We start from the raw sequence: 22457 nt of genomic DNA, 5'->3' as shown, positions 1-22457 counted from the left end.
CCCGCTCATCGAACTCCCCATACGAAAGCACCACATCCCCACACACCACCGCCCGCGAACCCGAAGAAACCCCCACCACAGAATCAAAACCATCCAACAACAACCCACCCACAACCGGACGCGAGGTGTCGTTGAAGTCTTCGAGGATGTTCTGCATTTCCTTGGTGGACAACAGTTCCACGTCACCGACAGCAGTTCCCGGATTCGTGACCATCGCACGGAGAATGGTGGTCAGGCGCTCGGCTAGCCCGCCAACAGTAACGGCGTCGAAAAGATCTGTGGCGTAGAGCCACGACATCACCATGCCGGCACCGACGCCGGCCTCGCCTTCAACCGGCGATGCCGTCAACTGAAGGTCGAATTTTGCGATATCGATTCCCGCATCGAACTCCGAGACTCGCAGGTCAGGCAACTCCAGAGCGTCACCTGCCATGTTCTGGAAGAACAACGCAACCTGGAACAACGGATGATGCGCCTGCGAACGGGCCGGATCGAGAACCTCCACCAAACGCTCGAAAGGCAAGTCCGCGTTGGCAAATGCACCCAAATCGGTTTCACGAACCTGATCGAGAAGATCGGCAAACGATACATTCGGCGTCACCGGCGTACGCAACACCAGCGTATTGACAAACATCCCGATCAGATCATCGAGCGCAGGTTCCCCCCGACCGGAAATCGGCGAACCGATAACCACGTCGTCAGTCGACGCCATCCGCGCAAGCAGCACCGCAAGGGCCGCATGCACAACCATGAACAGCGAAACACCACGATCCAACGCCAATTGCTCCAGAGCCCTGTGCAACTCACCGTCGATATCGAAACGATGCACCGCGCCACGCGTCGACGCAACCGCCGGGCGCTTCCGATCGAACGGCAGATCGATCTTCTCCGGCAACCCCGCGAGATTCTCACTCCAATAACGCAATTGCTCCGACATCAACGACGCCGGATCAGAATCGACCCCCAAAACCTCATGCTGCCACAACGCAAAATCTGCGTATTGCACCGCAAGCGGCGACCACGCCGGCGCGCCGCCCTGCGCCCGGGCAAGATAGGCCAATGCAACATCACGCACCAGAGGACCCACCGAAACACCGTCGGCAGAGATATGGTGAACCACCATTGCGAGAACGAATTCACTTGGGCTGGTACGGAACAGGCGAACCCGAAGTGGGACGGCAACGGAAACGTCGAACCCAACGGTCACCAGCGGCGCCAAAGCTGCAAGCAACTCCGACTCGTCGAGATCCCGAGGATCCAGATCGATATCTGCCGTGGATACTTCGAGAACGTCCTGATAGCCGATACCACCGAACTCCGGATACACAGTCCGCAGCACCTCGTGCCGAGCGACAACATCCTCAACAGCGCGCGCAAGCGCACTCACGTCCAGTTCACCGGACAGTCGCAAAACGATCGGAATATTGTTCACAGCAGATTCCGCGTCGAACCGACTCAGGAACCACATACGCTGTTGCGCAAGAGACAATGGCACACGATCAGGACGAACCATCGGCGCCAAGGCCACATGCCCGATCGTTTCCGTCTCGGCTTCGATGCGAGCGGCGAGCGCTTCGACGGTAGACGCTTCGAACAGAGTCTTCACCTGAACGCGGGTATCGAACGCTGCGCCCAGACGACCGGCCAGCTTGGCGGCGATCAGGGAGTTGCCACCCAATTCGAAGAAATCATCCGAAGCGCCGACCTGTTCGAGGCCGAGCAGATCGGCAATCGCGTCGGCCACAAGCTTCTGGGCAGGCGTGGATGGCGCTTGGTACGAGCGCGATTCGAATGTGGGCGCCGGCAATGCGTCGACGTCGAGCTTGCCGACCGGGGTCAGCGGAATATCTTCGAGCATCACCATTGCGGCCGGGACCATGTGCCGAGGCAGTGCGCCGCGTGCGTGGACTGTCAATGCCTCAGCGTCGAGCGTGTTTCCGGCCTTTACATACGACACCAATGCTGGTTCACCCGTCGGCCCACTCCGAGGAAGTGTCGCCACAAATTCGACGCCGGGCACCGAGGCGAGAACTGCGTCGATCTCACCGAGTTCGATGCGGAATCCGCGAATCTTGACCTGAGAGTCACCGCGGCCGAGGTATTCGAGACTGCGTTGGTCGTCGCCGGCCTTGATCCAGCGAACGGTGTCGCCGGTGCGGTACAGACGTTCGCCCGTGTCCGCGAACGGGTTTGCCACAAAACTTGCCGCAGTTGTCGCGGGCAGCTGGTTGTACCCACGGGCGAGATGTGTTCCGGAAACATACAATTCGCCGGCAGTGCCGGTCGCCACCGGCTGCAGGCGGGAGTCGAGAACGTAGAGTCCGACGCCGCGCACCGGGCCGCCGATCGTGACCGGACTGTCGACCGTCAGTTCGGCAATCGATGCGACGACGGTGGTTTCGGTGGGGCCGTAGGCATTGAAGAATTTTCGTCCGGGCGCCCACTGCGTCACCAGTGCGGGCGAACATGCTTCGCCGCCCACGACAACAACGTCGAGCGTGTCGAAATCACCCTCCGCAGAGAGCGATCCCAGTGCCGCAGGAGTCATGAACGCGTGGGTGATCTTTTCTTCGGTGAGCAGTTCGGCGAGCTCGTCGCCGCCGTACACATCGGGGCGTGCGATCACCATCGTGGAACCGGTGCCGAATGCGAGGAGCAATTCCAGAACGGAGGCATCGAAGCTGGGCGATGCAAAGTGCAGGGTTCGGGATGCAGAAGTAAGACCGTAGCGCTCGATCTGCTCGGCACACAGGTTCGCAATGCCTCCATGCGTGACGACAACGCCCTTGGGTCGACCGGTCGAACCCGAGGTGTAGATCACGTAGGCGGGATGCTCCGCACGCAAAGTTCCGACACGTTCGGTGTACGACACCGGTTCGGCAGGAAGTTCGGCCGCCTTTGCCAGGAACTCGGCGTTGTCGAGTTCCCACCACTGCAAACTCGCCGGCAGTCCGTCGGCGACAGCGCCTACCGTCAAGCCGATCGAGACGCCGGAATCGACAAGCATGTGCAAGGCGCGGTCGGCCGGGTAGTTGGGATCAACCGGTACAAATGCGGCCCCGGTCTTCGCGACGGCCCACAGTGCGCACACCGACTCGACGGAGCGTGGGATGGAGATCGCTACCCGATCTTCCGGTCCCACTCCGTGAGCAATGAGGAGACGCGCCAGCTGCGACGACGCGGCATCCAGCTCGGCGTAGGTGACGGAACGACCGTCGAAGCGGATGGCGACGGCGCCTGGGTCGATATCGACGGCAGCCGCCAGTAGCTGCGGCAGCAAGGGCACTCGAACGCGGCGAGTACGGGTGGGACGGGGTTTGCGGCTTCCGCGTGTCTTTGCGGGGGTCAGATCGTCCGCGCTCATGCGATCACGTCCGATGATCGATCTGCGTGTACGTCGGCCCCTTGCGCCATCAGACAACTCACCTTCGCGTAATACTTGTTTTCACGGTCATCTCGCCCGTTGCGGCTCCCCACAATGCATCGGCAACCGAGTGCCATTGTTACAGCCGCGGAGTTGCCGAGCGCCGTGTACCGCGAGTGGATATGAGTTCCACCACTCGCGGTACGTGAGGTCACCACGACTGTGGGCTGTGCTCCTCGAGAACGTGTTCGAGATCCGGCAGTTCGCTGCGATCGATGCTTGCAGCGTCATCCACCGACAGCACCGCGTGTGTCACCCACTCGTCGGCCAGCAGGTCGTCGAGCGATTCGATGGCACTACCTGCCACCACCCACGCAGCACCCGCCGATGCAGCGAGCAGAATCGCGGGCACCCGTCCACTCGCGTCGATCGAGCCGGTCTGCAGCACTCGCGACTCGACATCAACCGCGTACTTCTCGCTCCAGGTCGACAGGGTTGCGGTGAGTTCCCCGTACGTCTGCTCCCAGGCTCCGTCTCCGAACACCTGGAATGCAGCGTCGTCCGCGGTGAGCGGGCGAATGCGGTCGGTGTAAGTGATCGCACGCGCGGGTTGTGCGACCGCAGCGTCGAGTGTTTCCGGCGTGATCGTCACGACAGAGTCCGGAATCTCTCCGGCCTGCCCGACTGCAATCGCTGCCCCGGTCTTGACAATTGCCCAGCACGCCACTACTTCGCCTGCACCCGATACGCCGGAGAGGCTCACGAAGTCTCCTGGACCGACGCCACCATCGATGAGCAGACGCGCAAGCTGCGAGGAACGTGAATCGACTGCGGCATAGTCGATTTCCTCGTCGCCAACCACAACGGCGGGAGCTTCGGGGTCAGCCTCGACTGTCGACGCCAGCAGTTGGGGCAGGAGGGCTGCGCTCGATCCACTCGGAGCGCTGGGCTGAACTGCAGCGCCGAGAGCCTCGTCCTTTTCTGCTGCGGTGAGCAATTCGATGTCACCGACCGGGATCGACGGGTTGTCGGTTACCTGTTCCAGTACGCGAACAAACCGCTCCACGAACGATTCGACGGTTCCCTGGTCGAACAGATCAGTCGAGTAGATCCAGACGCCGGAGAGTCCGTATCCGTCCGCGGCGCTACTGAGCGTCAGTTGCATGTCGAACTTCGTGGTCGCCACTGGTGAATCGACTCCGCTGATCGTCAAGCCCGGCAGAGAGAACTCGGCTCCGCCAGCGGGTTCCAGCGACAAGATGATCTGGAAGAGTCCGTCGGCCGAGGCACCCAACGCTTCGGATACTTCCTCGAACGGGAGGTCGGACTTCCCGAAGGCCTCCAGATCCACGTCACGCACGGCAACAACCAGATCGTCGAAACTTGCTGCAGTATCTACCTGAGTCCGCAAGGCAAGCGTGTTCACGAACATTCCGACCAGATCGTCGAGCGCACGCTCCCCTCGCCCGCCTACTGCGGTACCGATCGCAAAGTCGTCGATTGCCCCGACCCGAGCAACCAATACGGCCAGTGCGGCGTGCACTGCCATGAAGGCAGTCGCATTCCGTTCGCGGGCGATCTCTACCAACCGGGCGTGGATCTGCTCACTGACGGTGAACTCGACGGCACCCGCTGCCGGTGACACCGCACTCGGACGTGGGCGATCCGTCGGAAGTCCGGCCATCGAGGGAAGCGAAGCAAGCTTGCCCCGCCAGTACTCGAGTTGAGCGGCAGCGACACTGTCGGCCTCGTCGGCCGTACCCACGACGTCACGCTGCCACAGCGCGAAGTCCGCGTACTGCACGGTCAACGGACTCCACCCGGGAATGCTGCCTCGGGTACGGGCTTCGTACGCGATCATCATGTCGCGCGCCAACGGCGCCATCGACTCACCGTCGGCGGCAATGTGGTGTGCGACAAGAGCAAAGACGTACTCACGGGTCCCGCAGTGCAGAAGTTCCATCCGCACAGGTACTTCTGTGGAGACGTCGAAGCCCGTCGACATCACAGCGGCGACGCGCGAGTACAACTCGGATGCGTCCGCAACGGCAACGACGGCGCACTGCGGCGCCTCGTCGACGTCGAGAATCCGTTGTGTTGGTCCGTTGTCGTCTGCCGGATAGAACGTCCGGAGCGACTCGTGCCGATCGGTGACATCACGCAGAGCTGCCCGCAATGCGTCGACGTCGAGGTCGCCGGTCAACCGCAGCGCCATCGGAATGTTGTACGTCCCTGCGGCCGTGTCCATCTGGTTGACAAGCCACATCCGCTGCTGCGCCAGTGACAGTGGCAACCGGTCCGGGCGTTCGGCGGCTTCGAGCGACTTTCGTCGACCCGACCCTACCGATGCCGCAATGGCCAGGGCCAGTGCTTCAACTGTCGTGGCGTCGAACAGCATCCGAACCGGAACGGTGGTATCGAGCCCCTGACCGAGACGGGCCGCGAGCCGCGTCGCGATTAGCGAGTTTCCGCCGAGTGCAAAGAAATCGTCGTCGAGTCCGACTCGGTCTACGCCGAGAAGATCGGCAAAAACAACTGCAACTGCCTTCTCGACAACGGTGAGCGGTTCGCGGTACTGCGCCGTGTCGAACACCGGGTCGGGCAGGCTCCGACGGTCGATCTTTCCGTTCGCGTTGAGCGGCACCGAGTCCAGGACGATGAACGCCGACGGAACCATGTACTCCGGTAGACGCTGCGCTACAGCGTCCCGCAGGATTTCCGGAACGATCACAGCGCCTGGGACGCCAACGACATAGGCAACCAACCGGTCGCCCACCGCCGAGTCAGCGTGGACTGTGACGACGGCGGTCCCGACGGAATCCACAGCGTTCAAGGCAGATTCGATCTCACCGAGCTCGATGCGTAAACCGCGGATCTTGACCTGGAAGTCCGTGCGCCCGATGTACTCGAGCTCACCGGCCGTGTTGCGGCGCACGAGGTCGCCGGTTCGATACATGCGCTCGCCGGCCGCCCCGAAGGGGTTGGCAACAAACCGTTCTGCCGTCAGGTCGTACCGGTTGCCGTAACCACGGCCGACTCCGATACCACCGACGTACAGCTCGCCGACAACTCCGGACGGAACGAGACCCAACCGTGAATCCAGCACATAGAGATCGATGTTCGGCACCGGTGAGCCGATCGGAACACCAAGCGTGTCCGCTGCCGTCGCCTGTTGGAACGACACCACATCCGACGCTTCGGTGGGACCGTAGCTGTTCACGATTCGAACTCCGCGCGAAAGCAGGTGCCCCAGACGGCTGACCTGTATCGGCTCTCCGCCGAGGAACACCACCTCGAGGCTTGCCAGCACGTCGTCTTCGTCGGAATCGATCAGAGCGTCGAAAGCACTGGGTGACATGTTTGCCGTCGTGACTCGCTCGTCTGCGATGACACGAAGGATCTCACTCGGGTCGAAGCCGGCGGGTGCGAGGTGCACACTTCCACCACTCGTCAGTGGTCCCCACACGTTCTTCTGCGTGAGGTCGAAACTCGGTGACGACGCCACTGCAACCCCGGCGCGTGCTGGCAGCGAAGAGTTATACCACGCAACGGTATTCGCTATACCTGCCATCGGAACGACGGTCGGCTTCGGTCGCCCGGTCGAACCGGACGTCGAAATGACGTAGCCGACTCGGGCATCCGCGCCGTCCTCACGCCAACGATCGACCCAACCCGGTGCGTCGGCAGCGACCACGTGCTCGTCACCGATCAGCACCACTGGGAGATCGAGGTCGGGCGTCTCGATCGCCACCACACACCGTGCCGCGATATCGGTGAGCAGTGCGCTCACCCGTTCTTCCGGAAGAGCAGGGTCGATCGGAAGATAGCCGGCACCGGCTTTCCACACAGCCACCATCGCTACGACCCACTGCCAGGACCTCGGCAGGATCAAGCCGACAACGTCGTCCGGACGGACGCCGGCGACGACGAGTTGAGCGGCCGCGACCGAGGACAGTGCATCGAGGTCCCCGTAGGACAATTCGACGTCACCGGCAACCACTGCGCACGCCGACGGATCGGTGTCGACGTACTGCGCGAACAACGTCATCGGTGACGCGTCGAGCCGGTCCTCGTCACTGCCCCGTGACCAGCCGAGAATCTGTGCGTGTTCGGATGTTTCGATGATATCGATGTCGCCGACCACCTGCGCCGAGTCGACTACTGCAGCATTCAGAACGCGGAGGAATCGGTTCGCGAGGGATGCGATAGTCGACTCGTCGAACAGGTCGGTCGCGTATGTGAACTGGGCGGTCAGTCCTCCGTTGCCAGAAGACTCGGACTCGATCAAGGTCAGTTGCAGATCGACCTTTGCCAGCAGGTCCGGCAACGCGAAGTCGGCAACGTCCAGATCCTGCAACTGCAGAACCGATCGCTGCAAGTTCTGGAACGCCAGACCGACCTGGAACAACGCATGCCTGGCCTGAGATCGCTCGGGGTTGAGAATCTCGACGAGCCGTTCGAAGGGGACGTCCGCGTGCGAGAACGCGCCGAGATCCGATTCCCGGACATGTCTGACCAAGTCTGCGAACGACGATTCGGGGTCGACCTCGGCGCGAAGCACCAGGGTATTGACGAACATACCGATCAGATCGTCGAGAGCCCGTTCACCACGGCCGGCGGCCGGGGTACCGATCACGATGTCCGATGTCCCGGACAACCTCGCGAGCACGACCGCCAGGGCGCTGTGCACCACCATGAAGAGCGATGCATTGACCTCACGGGCCACTCGATCGAGACCCGCCCGGAGCTCGGCATCGATCGAGAAATCGTATCCCGCTCCGCGGTGCGATTCGATGCGCGGCCGCGGACGATCCGTCGGCAGATCCAACTGGTCCGGAATGCCGGCCAAGCGTTCCTGCCAGTACGTGACCTGCTCGGAGATAACCGATTCGGGATCGTCCTCGCTGCCGAGGATCTGCCGCTGCCACAACGCAAAGTCGGCGTACTGCACCGGCAATGGTTGCCACTGCGGCGACTGCCCTTGCGACCGTGCAACATACGCGGAGACGAAGTCGCGGATCAGCGGGCCCATCGAGAAGCCGTCACCGCTGATGTGATGGATCACAAAAACGAGGACGTACTCGGACTGGCTCAAATCGAACAATTGCGCTCGAACCGACGCCTCGTGGGTGACGTCGAATCCGGGAAGGATCACGCCTGCAACCCGATCGATGACAACGGATTCGTGAATGCGAACCGGCGTCAGATCCGGAACCATCCGGTCCACATCCACCAACTGCTGATAGCCGACGCCGTCGATCTCGGGATACACCGTTCGCAAAATCTCATGACGTTCGAACACGTCCACCAGCGCAGCCTGCATCGCCGCAATGTCCAGCTCTCCGGTCAGCCTGATGGCCACCGGGATGTTGTCCACACCCGAGGACGCGTCGAACCGGTTGAGGAACCACATGCGTTGCTGCGCAATCGACAACGGAACACGATCCGGTCGTTCCTGCGCCACCAGCGGCGGGCGGGCGCCCTTACCGGATTGCGAGTCGATAAGCGAGGCAAAGGATTCCACACTGGACGCGTCGAACAGCAGGCGAACAGGAACCGTCGTGTCGAGCGCCTCGCCGAGTCGCGCAACGACCTGAGTCGCGATGAGCGAGTTGCCGCCGAGCGAGAAGAAATCATCGTCGAGGCCAACCTGCTCGATGCCGAGCAGGTCGGAGAAAATCCGCGCGACCGCAAGCTCCGCCACGCTCCGTGGCTCACGGAAGGCAGCGATCTGAGCAACAGGATCGGGCAACTGCTTGCGATCCAGCTTGCCGGACGTGCCCAGCGGGAATGCCTCGAGCTCAACGTGCGCAGTCGGGACCATGTAGCCGGGCAGTCGTGCGGCCAGTGCTGTCTCGACCGATGCCCAGTCCACTACCGCGCCGGCGTGTCCCACAACGTAGGCAACCAATTGTTCGTTGCGCACTGCCACCGCAGCCGACGCAACGGACGGCTGATCGCGCAATGCTGCCTCGATCTCGCCCAGTTCGATCCGCAATCCGCGAAGTTTGACCTGGAAGTCGGTCCGCCCGATGTATTCGATCTCACCAACGCTGGAATCATCCCCCCTCGCTCCGCTCGACCGTTTCCACCGCGCCAGGTCACCCGTGCGATACAGCCGACTGCCGGAAGGTCCGTAAGGATCTGCGACAAAACGATCTGCCGTGAGGTCCGGCCGACCGACGTAGCCGCGCGCCAACTGGATTCCCGCCAGGTACAGCTCACCCGAGACACCCACCGGCGCCGGGCGCAGACGCGAATCCAACACCAGGACACGAGTGTTCCAGACCGGCGATCCGATCGGGACGATCTCGGAATCCGATGGCGTGACCTCGTGGAATGTGACGTCGACTGCCGCTTCGGTAGGCCCGTACAGATTGTGCAGTCGAGCCCGCGGAAGGAGTGTGCACAGTTCCTGCGCAACCTGCGGCGGCAGCGCTTCGCCCGAGGCAAATACCCGACGCAGAGCATCCGCTCCGCGAACTGCGGGTTCTGCGACAAACAGTTCGAGCATCGAGGGCACGAAGTGGACAGTGGTGACGCCGTGTTCCGCGATAGCAGCTGCGAGGTATGCCGGTTCCCGGTGTCCGTCCACTGCAGCAACGATCAACCGAGCGCCAACCTGCAACGGCCAGAAGAACTCCCACACAGACACGTCGAACGTGAAAGGCGTCTTCTGCAACACCACGTCATCGCCGGTCAGCCCGTACTCGGCCTGCATCCACACCAGACGATTCACGATCGCCCGATGCGAAACCGCAACACCCTTCGGCTTACCGGTCGAACCGGAAGTAAAGATCACGTACGCCGTGTTGTCCGGCCGCAGCGGTGCCAGGCGATCTGCATCGGAGATCGCAGCGTCCGAGTGAGCGGACAGGTCGATCGTGTCGACCTGAACAACCGGGCAGACTGACGTCTCGAATTGGTCCAGCGAGGTCGTGAGGACACAGATCGGAGCCGCGGTCGAAAGAACGTACTCGTTACGTTCGGTCGGCTGATCCGGATCGATCGGAACGTACGCGCCGCCTGCCTTCACTATCGCGTACATCGCGACAAGCAGGTCGAGCGATCGTCGCATCGACAATCCCACCATGGCATCGGGACCGACACCGATCGAGATCAAATGGCGTGCAAGACGATTGATCCGGGCGTCGAATTCCGCGTATGTCAGCGTCGTAGCGTCGAACGTGAGTGCCGGCGCATCCGGTGTTGCCGACCCCTGGGCGTCGAAGAGATCTACCAGGGTGGAGTCGGGAACACGACGCTCGGTCGAGTTCCATTCGACGAGCACCCGCTGACGCTCGTCGGCACTCGATACGTCGATGTCGCCGATGACAGCAGAAGTATCATCCGCCAGGGCGCGCAGAATCGTGACGTAACGCTGCGCAAACAGTTGCACGGTTGCTGCGTCGAAAAGGTCTGTTGCATAGTTGAACTGCGCAAGAAGGCCGCCCTGTGGCGCCTCGCTCACCGTCAGCTGGAGATCGAACTTCGCGACGGGCGATTCGATGTCCACGGCGGACACCGCAACACCGTTCATCGCTGCCGACTCCGGACTAGAGCCACCGAGGTTCTGCATTGTCAGCATGACCTGGAACAGCGGGTTCCGGGCCTGTGACCGTTCGGGGTTGATGATCTCGACAAGGCTCTCGAACGGGACGTCCGCGTGATCGAATGCGCCGAGATCGGTTTCACGGGCGCGGTGGATCAGGTCGGCGACCGTCGACGCCGGATCGATATCGGTTCGCAGTACCAACGTGTTGACGAACATTCCGATGACGTTGTCGAGCACTTGCTCACCGCGTCCGGCAACGGGAGTGCCGATCACGATGTCGGCGGAACTCGACAGCTTTGCGAGCAGCAGCGCAAGCGCAGAATGCACAACCATGAACAGCGAGGCGTTCGATGCCTGGGCGACCGCGTTCAAGCGCTCGAGCAAATCCGCATCAACGGAGAAGTCGTGGTAGGCACCCTGATTGGTTGCAATTCGGGGCCGCGGACGATCCGTCGGCAACTCGAGTTGATCCGGAACACCGGCCAATTGTGTTCGCCAATAGTCGAACTGCCCGGAAATCACCGAGTCCGGATCGCTCTCGCTGCCCAGGACTTCGCGCTGCCACAAAGCAAAATCGGCAAACTGCACCGGAAGTGGTTCCCACTGCGGCGCCGCTCCGGCCGATCGCGCACCGTATGCCGCGACGACGTCCCGAACCAACGGAAGCATCGAGAATCCGTCACCACTGATGTGATGGACGACAAATACGAGAACGAACTCGGAATCGGTGATCCGCAAGAGCGAAACTCGAATGGGCACTTCGGTGGTCACGTCGAACCCGGGCGCCACCACAGCGGCGACCTGAGCCACCACATCATCGGCATCCACGTCGATCGGCGCAAGATTGATCAGACGAGCGGGTTCGAGAACCTGCTGGTAACCGACGCCGTCGATCTCGGGGTAAATAGTTCGCAAGCTCTCGTGACGACGCACCAGATCGTCGAGAGCGTCCTGGAGCGCGTCGACATCGAGTGTCCCGGTCAGCCGAAGTGCGGCTGGGATGTTGTCGACATTCGATCCCGGTTCGAAGCGGTTCAGGAACCACATGCGTTGCTGCGCGAGCGAGAGCGGCACACGCTCCGACCGGACCTGCGCGGTGAGCGGAGGCCGCGCTGCCGTGGTGGTTCCCGAATCGATACGGGCAGCAAGTGCCCCGACGGTCGGTGCGTCGAACAGGGTCCGCACACCGACGGTGGTGTCGAGCCTCTGTCCCAGCCGCGCAACAACCTGAGTTGCCATGAGGGAGTTACCCCCCAGAGCAAAGAAATTGTCGCCCAATCCCACCTTCTCGACTGCCAGAAGGTCCGAGAAGACCTGAGCCACAGCAATTTCGGCACCCGTGACCGGCGCCTGGAACTCGGCACTACGAGCCACTGGATCCGGCAACTGCGCACGGTCGAGCTTGCCCGAGGAGCCCAGTGGGAAGCTGTCGAGCACCACATGAGAGGCCGGAATCATGTATGCGGGCAACCGCTGCGACAACGCATCGGCGATATCGTCCCAGTCGAGGCTGACGCCCGCTGCCGGCGTCAGATACGCCACCAACTGGTCGCTGCGAACCAGTACTACCGCCGCGGATACCGCGGGGTGATCGCGTAGAGCCGATTCGATTTCACCGAGTTCGATGCGCAGTCCGCGCAGCTTGACCTGGAAATCCGTTCGACCGATGTACTCAATCTCACCAAAACTGTTCCACCGCACCAGGTCACCCGTGCGATAAAGCCGCTGCCCGTTACCGGAGAACGGATCCGCAACAAACCGATCGGCGCTCAGATCGGGCCGCGCCAGGTAGCCGCGTGCAAGCTGGACACCGGCGAGGTACAACTCCCCCGCAACTCCGACCGGCACCGGATGCAACCGCGAGTCGAGCACCAGCGCCCGGGTGTTCCACACCGGCACACCGATCGGCACACTTGCGACGTCGGATTCGGTGACCTCGTGGTACGTCACGTCGACCGCGGCCTCGGTCGGACCGTACAGGTTATGCAAGCGCGCAGCGGGAAGAACCGTCCGCAGCGTTGACGCCACCTGTGGTGTCAACGCCTCACCGGAGGCGAACACCCGGGTCAAAGAAGTACACGCCGCCACTGAGGGTTCGCCGACAAACACGTCGAGCATCGACGGAACAAAGTGAGCGGTGGTGACGCCGTACTCCGAAATGGCGGACGCGAGGTAGGCGGGGTCGCGGTGTCCGTCCGGCTCGGCAACAGCCAACCGGGCACCAACCTGCAACGGCCAGAAGAACTCCCACACCGACACGTCGAACGTGAACGGCGTCTTCTGCAACACCACGTCATCACCGGCCAGTCCGTACTCGGCCTGCATCCACACCAGGCGATTCACGATCGCCCGATGCGATACCGCAACACCCTTCGGCTTACCGGTCGAACCGGACGTAAAGATCACGTACGCCGTGTTGTCCGGCCGCAGCGGCGCCAGCCGATCGGTATCGACAAGCGCTGCGTCCGAGAACTGGGAAGTATCCAGCGAATCCAACGAGACAACCGTGGTGCCCGCTGTGAAACCGTCACGATCGGTGGTCAGCACGCACACCGGTCCGGCCGTCCCCAGAACGTACTCGTTGCGATCGGCGGGCTGATCGGGATCGACCGGCAGATAGGCCCCGCCTGCTTCGATCACCGCGTACATCGCGACAACCAAGTCGATGGACCGCCTGATTGCCAAGCCCACCAAGGTGTCAGGTCCGACGCCCATCGTCACCAGCATCCGGGCGAGTCGATGCACACGCGCCGAGAAATCGCGATAGGTCAGCAGCTCGTCCTCGTAGACGAGTGCCGTGGCGTCCGGAGTCCGATGCGCTTGTTCGACAAACATGTCGACCAGTGTCTTCTCCGGCACCTCGTGGCCGGTCGCATTCCAGGTGCCGATCACCAATTCGCGCTCGTCGACGGTGAGCAGGTCGATGTCACCGACCACGATGGCCGGATCTTCCGCGACGACGCCGAGGAGCGCCGCCAACCGTGAGGCAACAGAATCGATGGTCGACGGATCGAAAAGATCTGTGGCGTAATCGATCATGATCGACAGCCCGCCGTGCTCGGGGTCTTCCCAGACGGTGAACTGGAGGTCGAACTTGGCCACCGCGGATTCGAGTTCGACGCCCGTGACCGTCAACCCGCCGATATCGGTAGCGCCGTGTTCACTCTGGCCGAGGTTCTGAAACGCCAGCATGACCTGGAAGAGCGGGTTGTGCGCCTGTGAGCGGGCGGGATCAAGGACCTCGACAAGGCGCTCGAACGGAACGTCCGTATGGCCGAAGGCATCAAGATCGGTCGCGCGAGCGGCTTTCAGCACGTCCACGAACGAACTCGCGGAGTCGATCTCGGTGCGCAGGACCAGAGTGTTGACGAACATTCCGATCACATCGTCGAGAGCGCGATCGCCACGACCTGCGACCGGCGTACCGATCGCGATATCCGATGTAGCGGACAACCGGGCAAGCAGGACGGCAATGGCACTGTGCAGCACCATGAAGACCGAAGCCTTGTGTTGCTGCGCCAACGATTCGAGCCGGACGAGCAAGTTCTTCTCGATCGAGAACTGGTGCGACGCACCACGGTTGGTTGCCACAGCAGGGCGCGGGCGATCTGTCGGAAGTTCGAGCAGTTCCGGCATCCCTGCCAACTGATGCGTCCAGTAGTCGATCTGCCGCGAAATCAACGATTCCGGGTCGCTCTCGTCACCGAGAACGGACCGCTGCCACAGCGTGAAGTCCGCGTACTGGACCCCCAAAGGAGCAAAATCGGGCGCTGAACCCTGCGATCGAGCTGCGTAGGCACTCACAACGTCGCGGACCATCGGCCCCATCGAGAAACCGTCGCCGCTGATGTGGTGAACCACAAAGACGAGGACGTATTCCGAGTCTGCGACGTGGAACAGGCGGGCCCGCAACGGAACCTGCGTCGTGACGTCGAAGCCCTCGGTGACAACAGCAGTGACACGGTCGATCAGGTCGGATTCCGTGACCACAACCGGGGTCAGGTCCAGCACGACGTCCGACGCGGCGAGAACCTGCTGGTATCCGACGCCGTCGATTTCGGGATAGACGGTGCGCAGGCTCTCATGGCGCTCGACCAGATCGGTGATCGCGGCGCGTAGCGCCTCGACGTCGAGGGCGCCGGTCAGCCGGAGTGCCACTGGAATGTGATCGACGGCCGACGCGGAATCGAACCGGTTGAGGAACCACATGCGCTGCTGCGCCAACGACAGCGGTATCTGTGCCGGACGCTCTCGAGCAACCAGCGGATCCCTGGTACCACTTCCGGCCGAATCTACTACCAGAGAGGCTAATTCGGATACGGTCGGAGCATCGAAGAAAGCTCGCATGTCGAGTTCCACGCCGAGTTCGGCGTTGGCGCGTGCCACGACCCGGGTTGCGAGGAGCGAGTTACCACCGAGGTCGAAGAATCCGTCGTCGATGCCGAGATCGTCGCGGCCGAGCAAGTCGGCAAAGATCGCGACCAACGTCTTCTCGACCGGGGTGCTCGGTGCGCGGTATTCGACAACCTGCGCTGTGAACTCGGGTGCCGGCAGAGCCTTGCGATCCAGCTTGCCGCTGGCGTTGAGCGGAAATGCCTCGAGTTCGACAAACAGCGACGGCACCATGTAGTCCGGCAGGCGCCCGCCCAATTCATCTGCAAGAGCGTCGGTGTCGAGTAAAACACCTAGCGCGGGAACCACGTACGCCACGAGGTTGTCACCAAGAGTCGCGTCGGAATGGACGAGAACAGCCGCCTGCGCGATTGCAGCGTTGTCGAGAAGTGCGGATTCGATCTCGCCGAGTTCGATGCGCAGCCCGCGCAGTTTCACCTGAAAGTCGGTGCGGCCGATGTACTCGAGGAGTCGCTGAGCACCAAGCCCGCGCCAGCGAACGAGGTCGCCGGTCCGGTACATACGAGCACCGGCCTCGGTGGGATGCGCAACAAACCGATCGGCCGAGAGATCAGGACGGGCGACATAGCCGCGCGCCAATTGGACACCGGCAAGGTACAACTCGCCGGGGACTCCGGGAGGAACCGCCCGCAGGGCGTCGTCGAGCACCAGTAGTTCGGTGCCGGCTACCGCGCGTCCGATCGGAACGGCCACCTCGTCCTGCTCGCCGGTGGCGTAGTAGGTGACGTCGACGGCAGCTTCGGTCGGACCGTAAAGATTGTGCAGCGCAGCCGAACTGACGTCGCGCAGACGCGCCGCCGTCTGCGCCGGAAGCGCTTCACCGGATGCAAAAACGTAACGGAGAGTGGTGATCTCGGAAACCGTGGGTTCGGCGACAAAAACGGCCAGCATCGACGGCACGAAGTGAACGACCGTGACGCCGTACTCGATCATGGTGCGGGCGACATACGCGGGATCACGATGTCCGTCCGGCTCCGCGATGACAAGCGATGCACCGATCTGCAACGGCCAGAAGAACTCCCACACCGACACGTCGAACGTGAAGGGCGTCTTCTGAAAGACGACATCCGCGGCGGTGAAGGCGTACTCGTCCTGGCGCCACACGAGGTTGGCGACGATGGCACCGTGGGCAACCCCGACGCCCTTGGGACGCCCGGTGGAGCCGGAGGTGAAGATGACGTACGCGAGATTGTCCGCGCGCAGCGGTGAGCGCCGGTCGGTATCGGCGAGCGGCTCGGCGGAATGCACCGACACATCGGTCGTGTCCATCTCGAGGACGGAAACACCATCCGGGAGGGTCAGCTCGTCAGTGGACACCGTCAGCACCAGGACCGGCGCCGCGACATCGAGGACGTAGGCCACGCGTTCGGCTGGATGATCGGGATCGAGTGGCACATACGCGCCGCCCGCCTTCACGATCGCGTACATCGCCACCAGCAGTTCCACGGACCGCCGGATACCGAGACCGACCAGTGTGTCCGGCCCGACCCCACGTCGGACCAGTTCGCGGGCGAGCTGATTGACACGGCCGTCGAATTCGGCATACGTCAGCGACGTGTCACCGAACCTGAGTGCAATCGCATCGGGGGTTCGCGACACCTGCTCGTCGAACAGACTCACCAGGGTTGTCTCGACAACGGTCGGCTCGTCGACGGCAACCACAGACGTGGCGTCGGCGATCAACGCGTCCACGACGCCGCCGAGTCCGCCGTCCTGGGATGCGATCAGCTCAGGTAACACGGTGGAGATGACAACAGGGACGAGCGCGTCGGCCCCCAACGCGCCGCCCATCGCTGCGTCGAGGGTTGTGAGCTCGCTGTGTAGACGTTCGTAGCTGATATCCGTATCGCCGTGGGCAAGTGCGCGCCGGCCCGGTTCCACCTCGGCAACCGCTGCGATCAGTCTCGGGAGATCCTCGATCGTCAGCGACTGTGGTCCAGGTATTCCGACGGACATCTAGGCTTCCTCCAACTGACTGCGCACGAGCCGACAACAGCACGAACTGACAACACACGGCGGCACCGGTAAGGCACAGTGTGTGCCGTCCCGATGCCGCCCACTGGGCAAATACTGCATATTACCCGTCGATACGGTCACCCTTTTCCGCGCTCGCCTGCGCATCCGCAATCAAAGAGCTCACCAACGAGGCAATTCCGTCAGCACCGAGCGCCGGGAGAATTCCCGGAACCAAGCCGGTCAGAGACACGGAGATCAAGGCATCCGCACCCAGCGCGGCACCCATCGTCGCTCTCATCAGCGCCAACTTCTCGGCCAGCTGTGTGAAGGTCACCACGGTGTCGCCGTGTGTGAAGGCAACCGCCGTCGGATCTGCTGCGGCGGCCGCTGCTGCGAGGTCCGGAAGATCGGCGGCAGTCTTCGGCTCGGCTGCCTCGATCAGCGCGCGTTCGAAGTCCGTCACGATGTCGATGGTCCGCAGAACCACCGTCGGATCTGCGGCAACGGCGTCGACCACGGCCCGCAACCTGGCTGCGAACAGTTCCATGGTCGCGGCGTCGTACAGATCGGTTGCGTAGGTGAACCGCATCCGGATATCGGACAGCGCACCGCGCTCGTCGAACTCCTCGATACCGGTGAGCTGCAGGTCGAACATCGCCGAGTCGAATCCGTCATCCACCGCCGACAGTTCGAGCCCTGGCAGCGCAAACGTGCCAAGTGCCATGTTCTGGAACGTGAGCATCACCTGGAACAGCGGTGAGTACGCCTGTGAGCGCTCACGCCCGACCTGCTCGACCAGACGCTCGAACGGCACGTCTGCATTTCCGAACGCCGCGAGGTCCTTCTCCTTCACCTGCTGCAGTAGGTCGACAAACGTGGTTGCCGGTTTCACCTGCGTGCGCAACACCAGCGTGTTGACGAACATACCGACCAGATCGTCCAGGACTCGCTCGCCGCGGCCCGCCACCGGGGTACCGATCGCGATGTCGTTCGAGCCACTGAGCTTGGACAGCAGCACCGAGAACGCGGCGTGCACGACCATGAACACGGTCGAGTTCTGCTCGCGCGCGATTTCCGCGATTCGACGCGTGGAGTCCGCGCCGAGCGTGAACAGGAAGTCCGCACCCTTCATCGACTGCGTCGGCGGACGAGGACGGTCCGTCGGCAGTTCCAGAAGTTCGGGAACGCCGGCGAGTTCCTGCGTCCAGTAGGCAAGCTGCGTCGACAGCTCGCTATCCGGATCGTCCTCGGAACCCAGAACGTCGCGCTGCCACAACGTGTAGTCCGCGTACTGGACTTCGAGCGGAGCCCATTCGGGTGCCGCTCCCCCGGTACGCGCCGTGTACGCGATCATCGTGTCCCTGATCATCGGAGCCATCGAGAATGCGTCGCCGCTGATGTGGTGGACCACAACGATCAGGACATGCTCGGTGGGCGTGATCTGGAACAGGCGAACGCGCAGGGGAACACCGGCAGTGACGTCGAAGCCCTGACCGACGACCTTCGCGACCTCGGCCCCAATCGTGTCTTCGCCGACATACAGCACGGCCATGTCGACAACGGCTGCCGACTTGGACTGAATCGACTGCGTCGGGCCGTCCCCGAGATCGGGATAGAACGTCCGCAGGATCTCGTGGCGAGCAACAAGGTCGGAGACGGCCGACTGCAATGCTGCGACGTCGAGATCGCCGGACATCCGGATCGCGACCGGGATGTTGTACGCGGCAGACCTGCGGTCGATCTGGTTGAGAACCCACATCCGCTGCTGAGCGAGCGACAACGGAATCTGCGACGGCCGTTCCTGCGCCACCAACTGTGCCCGCGAACCGGAACCGGCATGTTCGAGCACCCGCGACGCCAGCAGTCCGACAGTCGACGCTTCGAAGATGATCCGCACCGGGATCTGGGCATCAAGCGCCTGACCCAACCGTGCGACAACCTGCGTGGCGATCAGCGAGTTTCCACCGAGATCGAAGAAGTCGTCGTCCAACCCGACTCGTGGAACGCCAAGGACTTCGGCAAACACCGACGCCACGATCTCCTCGACCGGGTTGCTCGGGGCACGGAATTCCGTTGCCTCGAATTCGGGTTCCGGCAGCGCCTTTCGATCGATCTTGCCGTTGATGTTGAGCGGCAATTCGCTCAGCACCATCAACGCCGACGGCACCATGTAACTCGGCAACTCGCGGACGAGTTCCGCCTTCACACTGTCGACGTCGACGGTGGCCCCGGCCTGCGGAACGAGGTAACCGACCAGTCGATCCCCCAGTCGCGGATCGGTTTTCGCGACGACAACCGCGGCGTCCACGGACTCAGCAGCTCTGATAACAGCTTCGATCTCACCGAGTTCGATGCGGTAGCCACGGATCTTCACCTGGAAGTCGGCACGATCGACGTACTCGAGTTCACCGCCACTGCGCCAGACAACGAGGTCGCCGGTGCGGTACAGACGTGAGCCCGGTTCTCCGAAGGTGTTGGCGACAAAGCGTTCCGACGTCAGGTCGGCGCGGCCGTGATAACCGCGAGCCAACTGGGTTCCGGCCAGGTACAGCTCACCGGTGACTCCGACCGGGACCGGATGCAGTCGCTCGTCGAGCACGTAGACCTGCGTATTCCATTCCGGGGCACCGATCGAGACCGACGAGGTGTCGCTCTCGTCCACATCGTGCGCCGTCACTGACACCGCAGCCTCAGTCGGACCGTACAGATTGACCAGTGCCGCATCGGACACCTTGCGGAACTCTGCCGCCGTTGCCGCGGGCAAGGCCTCACCGATGGCAAGGACACGCTCGAGCGACTGCGGAAGAGTGCCGTCTGCCGCGGCCGTCAGCATCGAGAGCATGGACGGCACCGCGTGCAGCGTCGTCACCTTCTCCTGGGCGATGAGCGCCAGCATGTACTCGGCGTCCTTGTGGCCGTCCGGGTCGGCGATGACCAGGCGGGACCCGGATGTCAAGGCGGACCAGAACTCCCAGACCGAGAGGTCGAATGTTGCTGCGGTCTTGAGCAACATTGCGTCGGTCTGGTCGAGACCGTAGCGATCACGCTTCCACAGAAGCTGATTGACGATCGCGGCGTGGGACAGCGCCACACCCTTCGGCTTGCCGGTCGATCCCGACGTGAAGATCACGTACGCGGTATTCGCCGAACGAAGCGGTGCGATCCGCTCGTCGCCGTGTACAGGCGCTCCGGAGACGCCCGACAGATCGAGGGTGTCGATGACCAGAACGTTGTCGATCCCCACGAGCGACGGCGCGTCGTTCTCGGTGCTGAGCACGCACACCGGCGCGGCCATCTCGAGGACGTACCCGGTGCGATCGGCCGGATGATCCGGATCGATCGGGACGTAACCGCCGCCTGCCTTGGCAACGGCGTACATGCCGATCACCAGGTCGATGGAGCGTCGCATTCCCAACGCCACCAACGACTCCGGACCGACTCCCATTCCGATCAGGTGACGGGCGAGTCGGTTGACCTTGTTGTCGAACTCGGCATACGTCAGCGATTCGAGTCCATGGACCAACGCGACGGAATCACCGTGCGCGGCAACCTGCTGATCGAACAGGTCGACCAGTGTCGCGTCGGAGTCGAGTACATGCTCCGTTGCATTCCATTCCTGCAGAACCTGATTCGACTCATGCGGATCGAGCACGACGATGTCGCCGACCACGACCGACGGATCGGCAACAACCGCAGCCAGAACGGTGTTGAACCGATCAGCAAAGGACTGGACTGTCGACTCGTCGAAAAGGTCGTGCGCGTAGCTGAATACGGCCGAGATGCCCGAGGCAACACCACGCTCGTCGTAGTTGTCACCGACGATCAACTGCAGATCGAACTGGGCAACACCGTTGTCGATCTCCAGGCCCTTCACTGCGAGACCAGGCAGTTCCAGGCTTGCCTGTTCCATGTTCTGGAAGAGGAATCCCACCTGGTAGAGCGGGTGACGAGCAGTCGAACGCGCGGGGTTGAGAACCTCGACCAGTCGCTCGAACGGAACGTCGGCATGCGCGAATGCCTGCAGATCGTTCTCTCGCACGCGGGCAAGCAGTTCCGTGAAGCTGTCTGCGCCGTCGACGTGTGTCCGGAATACCAGGGTATTGACGAACATGCCGATCAGATCGTCGAGCGCACGCTCACCACGACCGGCGATCGGGGTGCCCACCGCGATGTCGTCGGTACCGGACAAGCGCGCCAGCAGGACCGCAAACGCCGCGTGCGTGACCATGAACAAGGTGGTGCCGTGCTCACGGGCCAGCGCCGACAGACCCTGATGCACTGCTGCGTCGATCTCGAACTGAAGGTAGCCACCGCGGTACGACTGCGCGGCGGGACGCAGACGGTCCGTCGGCAGGTCCAGCTGGTCCGGCAGCCCGGCCAAAGCCTGGCTCCAGTAGGCGATCTGTTCGGACGACACGGATTCCGGGTCGTCCTCGCTGCCCAGCACCTCGCGCTGCCACAGGCTGTAATCGGCGTACTGCACGTCCAGCGGAGCCCAACCCGGCGCCGTTCCCTGCGCCCGTGCCGCGTAGGCCATGACGAGGTCGCGGGCGAACGGAGTAGTCGAGGAACCGTCCGCGGCGATGTGGTGCACCACGACGGCGAGAACGTACTCGTTCTCGGCTACCTGGAACAACCGAATCCGCAGCGGGATTTCGGCCGTCACGTCGAACCTCGTCGACGCCAATTCGACCAGCTTGCCGACAATCTCGGCTTCCGTGACGCTTTCGACGTCCAATTGCACCGGCGTATGTCCTACCGGTTCGATGACCTGGACCGGTCCCGAATCGGTTTCCGGATACACAGTGCGCAGGGTTTCGTGACGGGCAACGACGTCGCCGATAGCCGCACGCATCGCCCTCAGATCGAGTTCGCCGCTCAGTCGCAGAGCAAACGGCATGTTGTAGGCACCGGCGGAGCCGTCGAACCGGTTGAGGAACCACATACGTTGCTGCGCAAGAGAAAGCGGAATCTCTTCCGGACGATCCTGAGCTGTCAGCGCAAGGCGGCTTCCTTCGCCGACGTGCGATTCGAGACGTGCGGCGAGTTCCTGAACGGTGGACGCTTCGAACAGAAGGCGAACCGGTACGGCCGTCTCGAGTTCTTCGGCGATCCGCATGACAACCCGAGTCGCGATGAGGGAGTTGCCACCCAACTCGAAGAAATCAT

The 22457-nt window shown here is 62.7% G+C and carries 3 protein-coding genes; all 3 read right to left on the bottom strand.

Annotation, left to right across the window (positions count from 1 at the left end):
* The coding region (locus tag FEZ60_RS32170; RefSeq protein WP_172937948.1) for a non-ribosomal peptide synthetase at positions 1-3364 on the bottom strand (3364 nt) is incomplete at its 3' end.
* Positions 3365-3575: 211 nt separating this feature from the next.
* Positions 3576-17288, bottom strand: coding sequence for a non-ribosomal peptide synthetase (locus FEZ60_RS32165; RefSeq protein ID WP_172937947.1), 13713 nt, complete (start codon positions 17286-17288; stop codon positions 3576-3578).
* Between the two features lie 121 nt (positions 17289-17409).
* Positions 17410-22457, bottom strand: a 5048-nt coding sequence (locus FEZ60_RS32160; protein ID WP_172937946.1) for a non-ribosomal peptide synthetase, incomplete at its 5' end; no start/stop codon positions are given.

Source organism: Rhodococcus sp. MS16, assembly GCF_013277795.1.
GTDB lineage: Bacteria > Actinomycetota > Actinomycetes > Mycobacteriales > Mycobacteriaceae > Rhodococcus_F > Rhodococcus_F globerula.
Note: the sequence above shows the minus strand (reverse complement) of the source record. Positions and strands in the feature narration are given on the sequence as shown.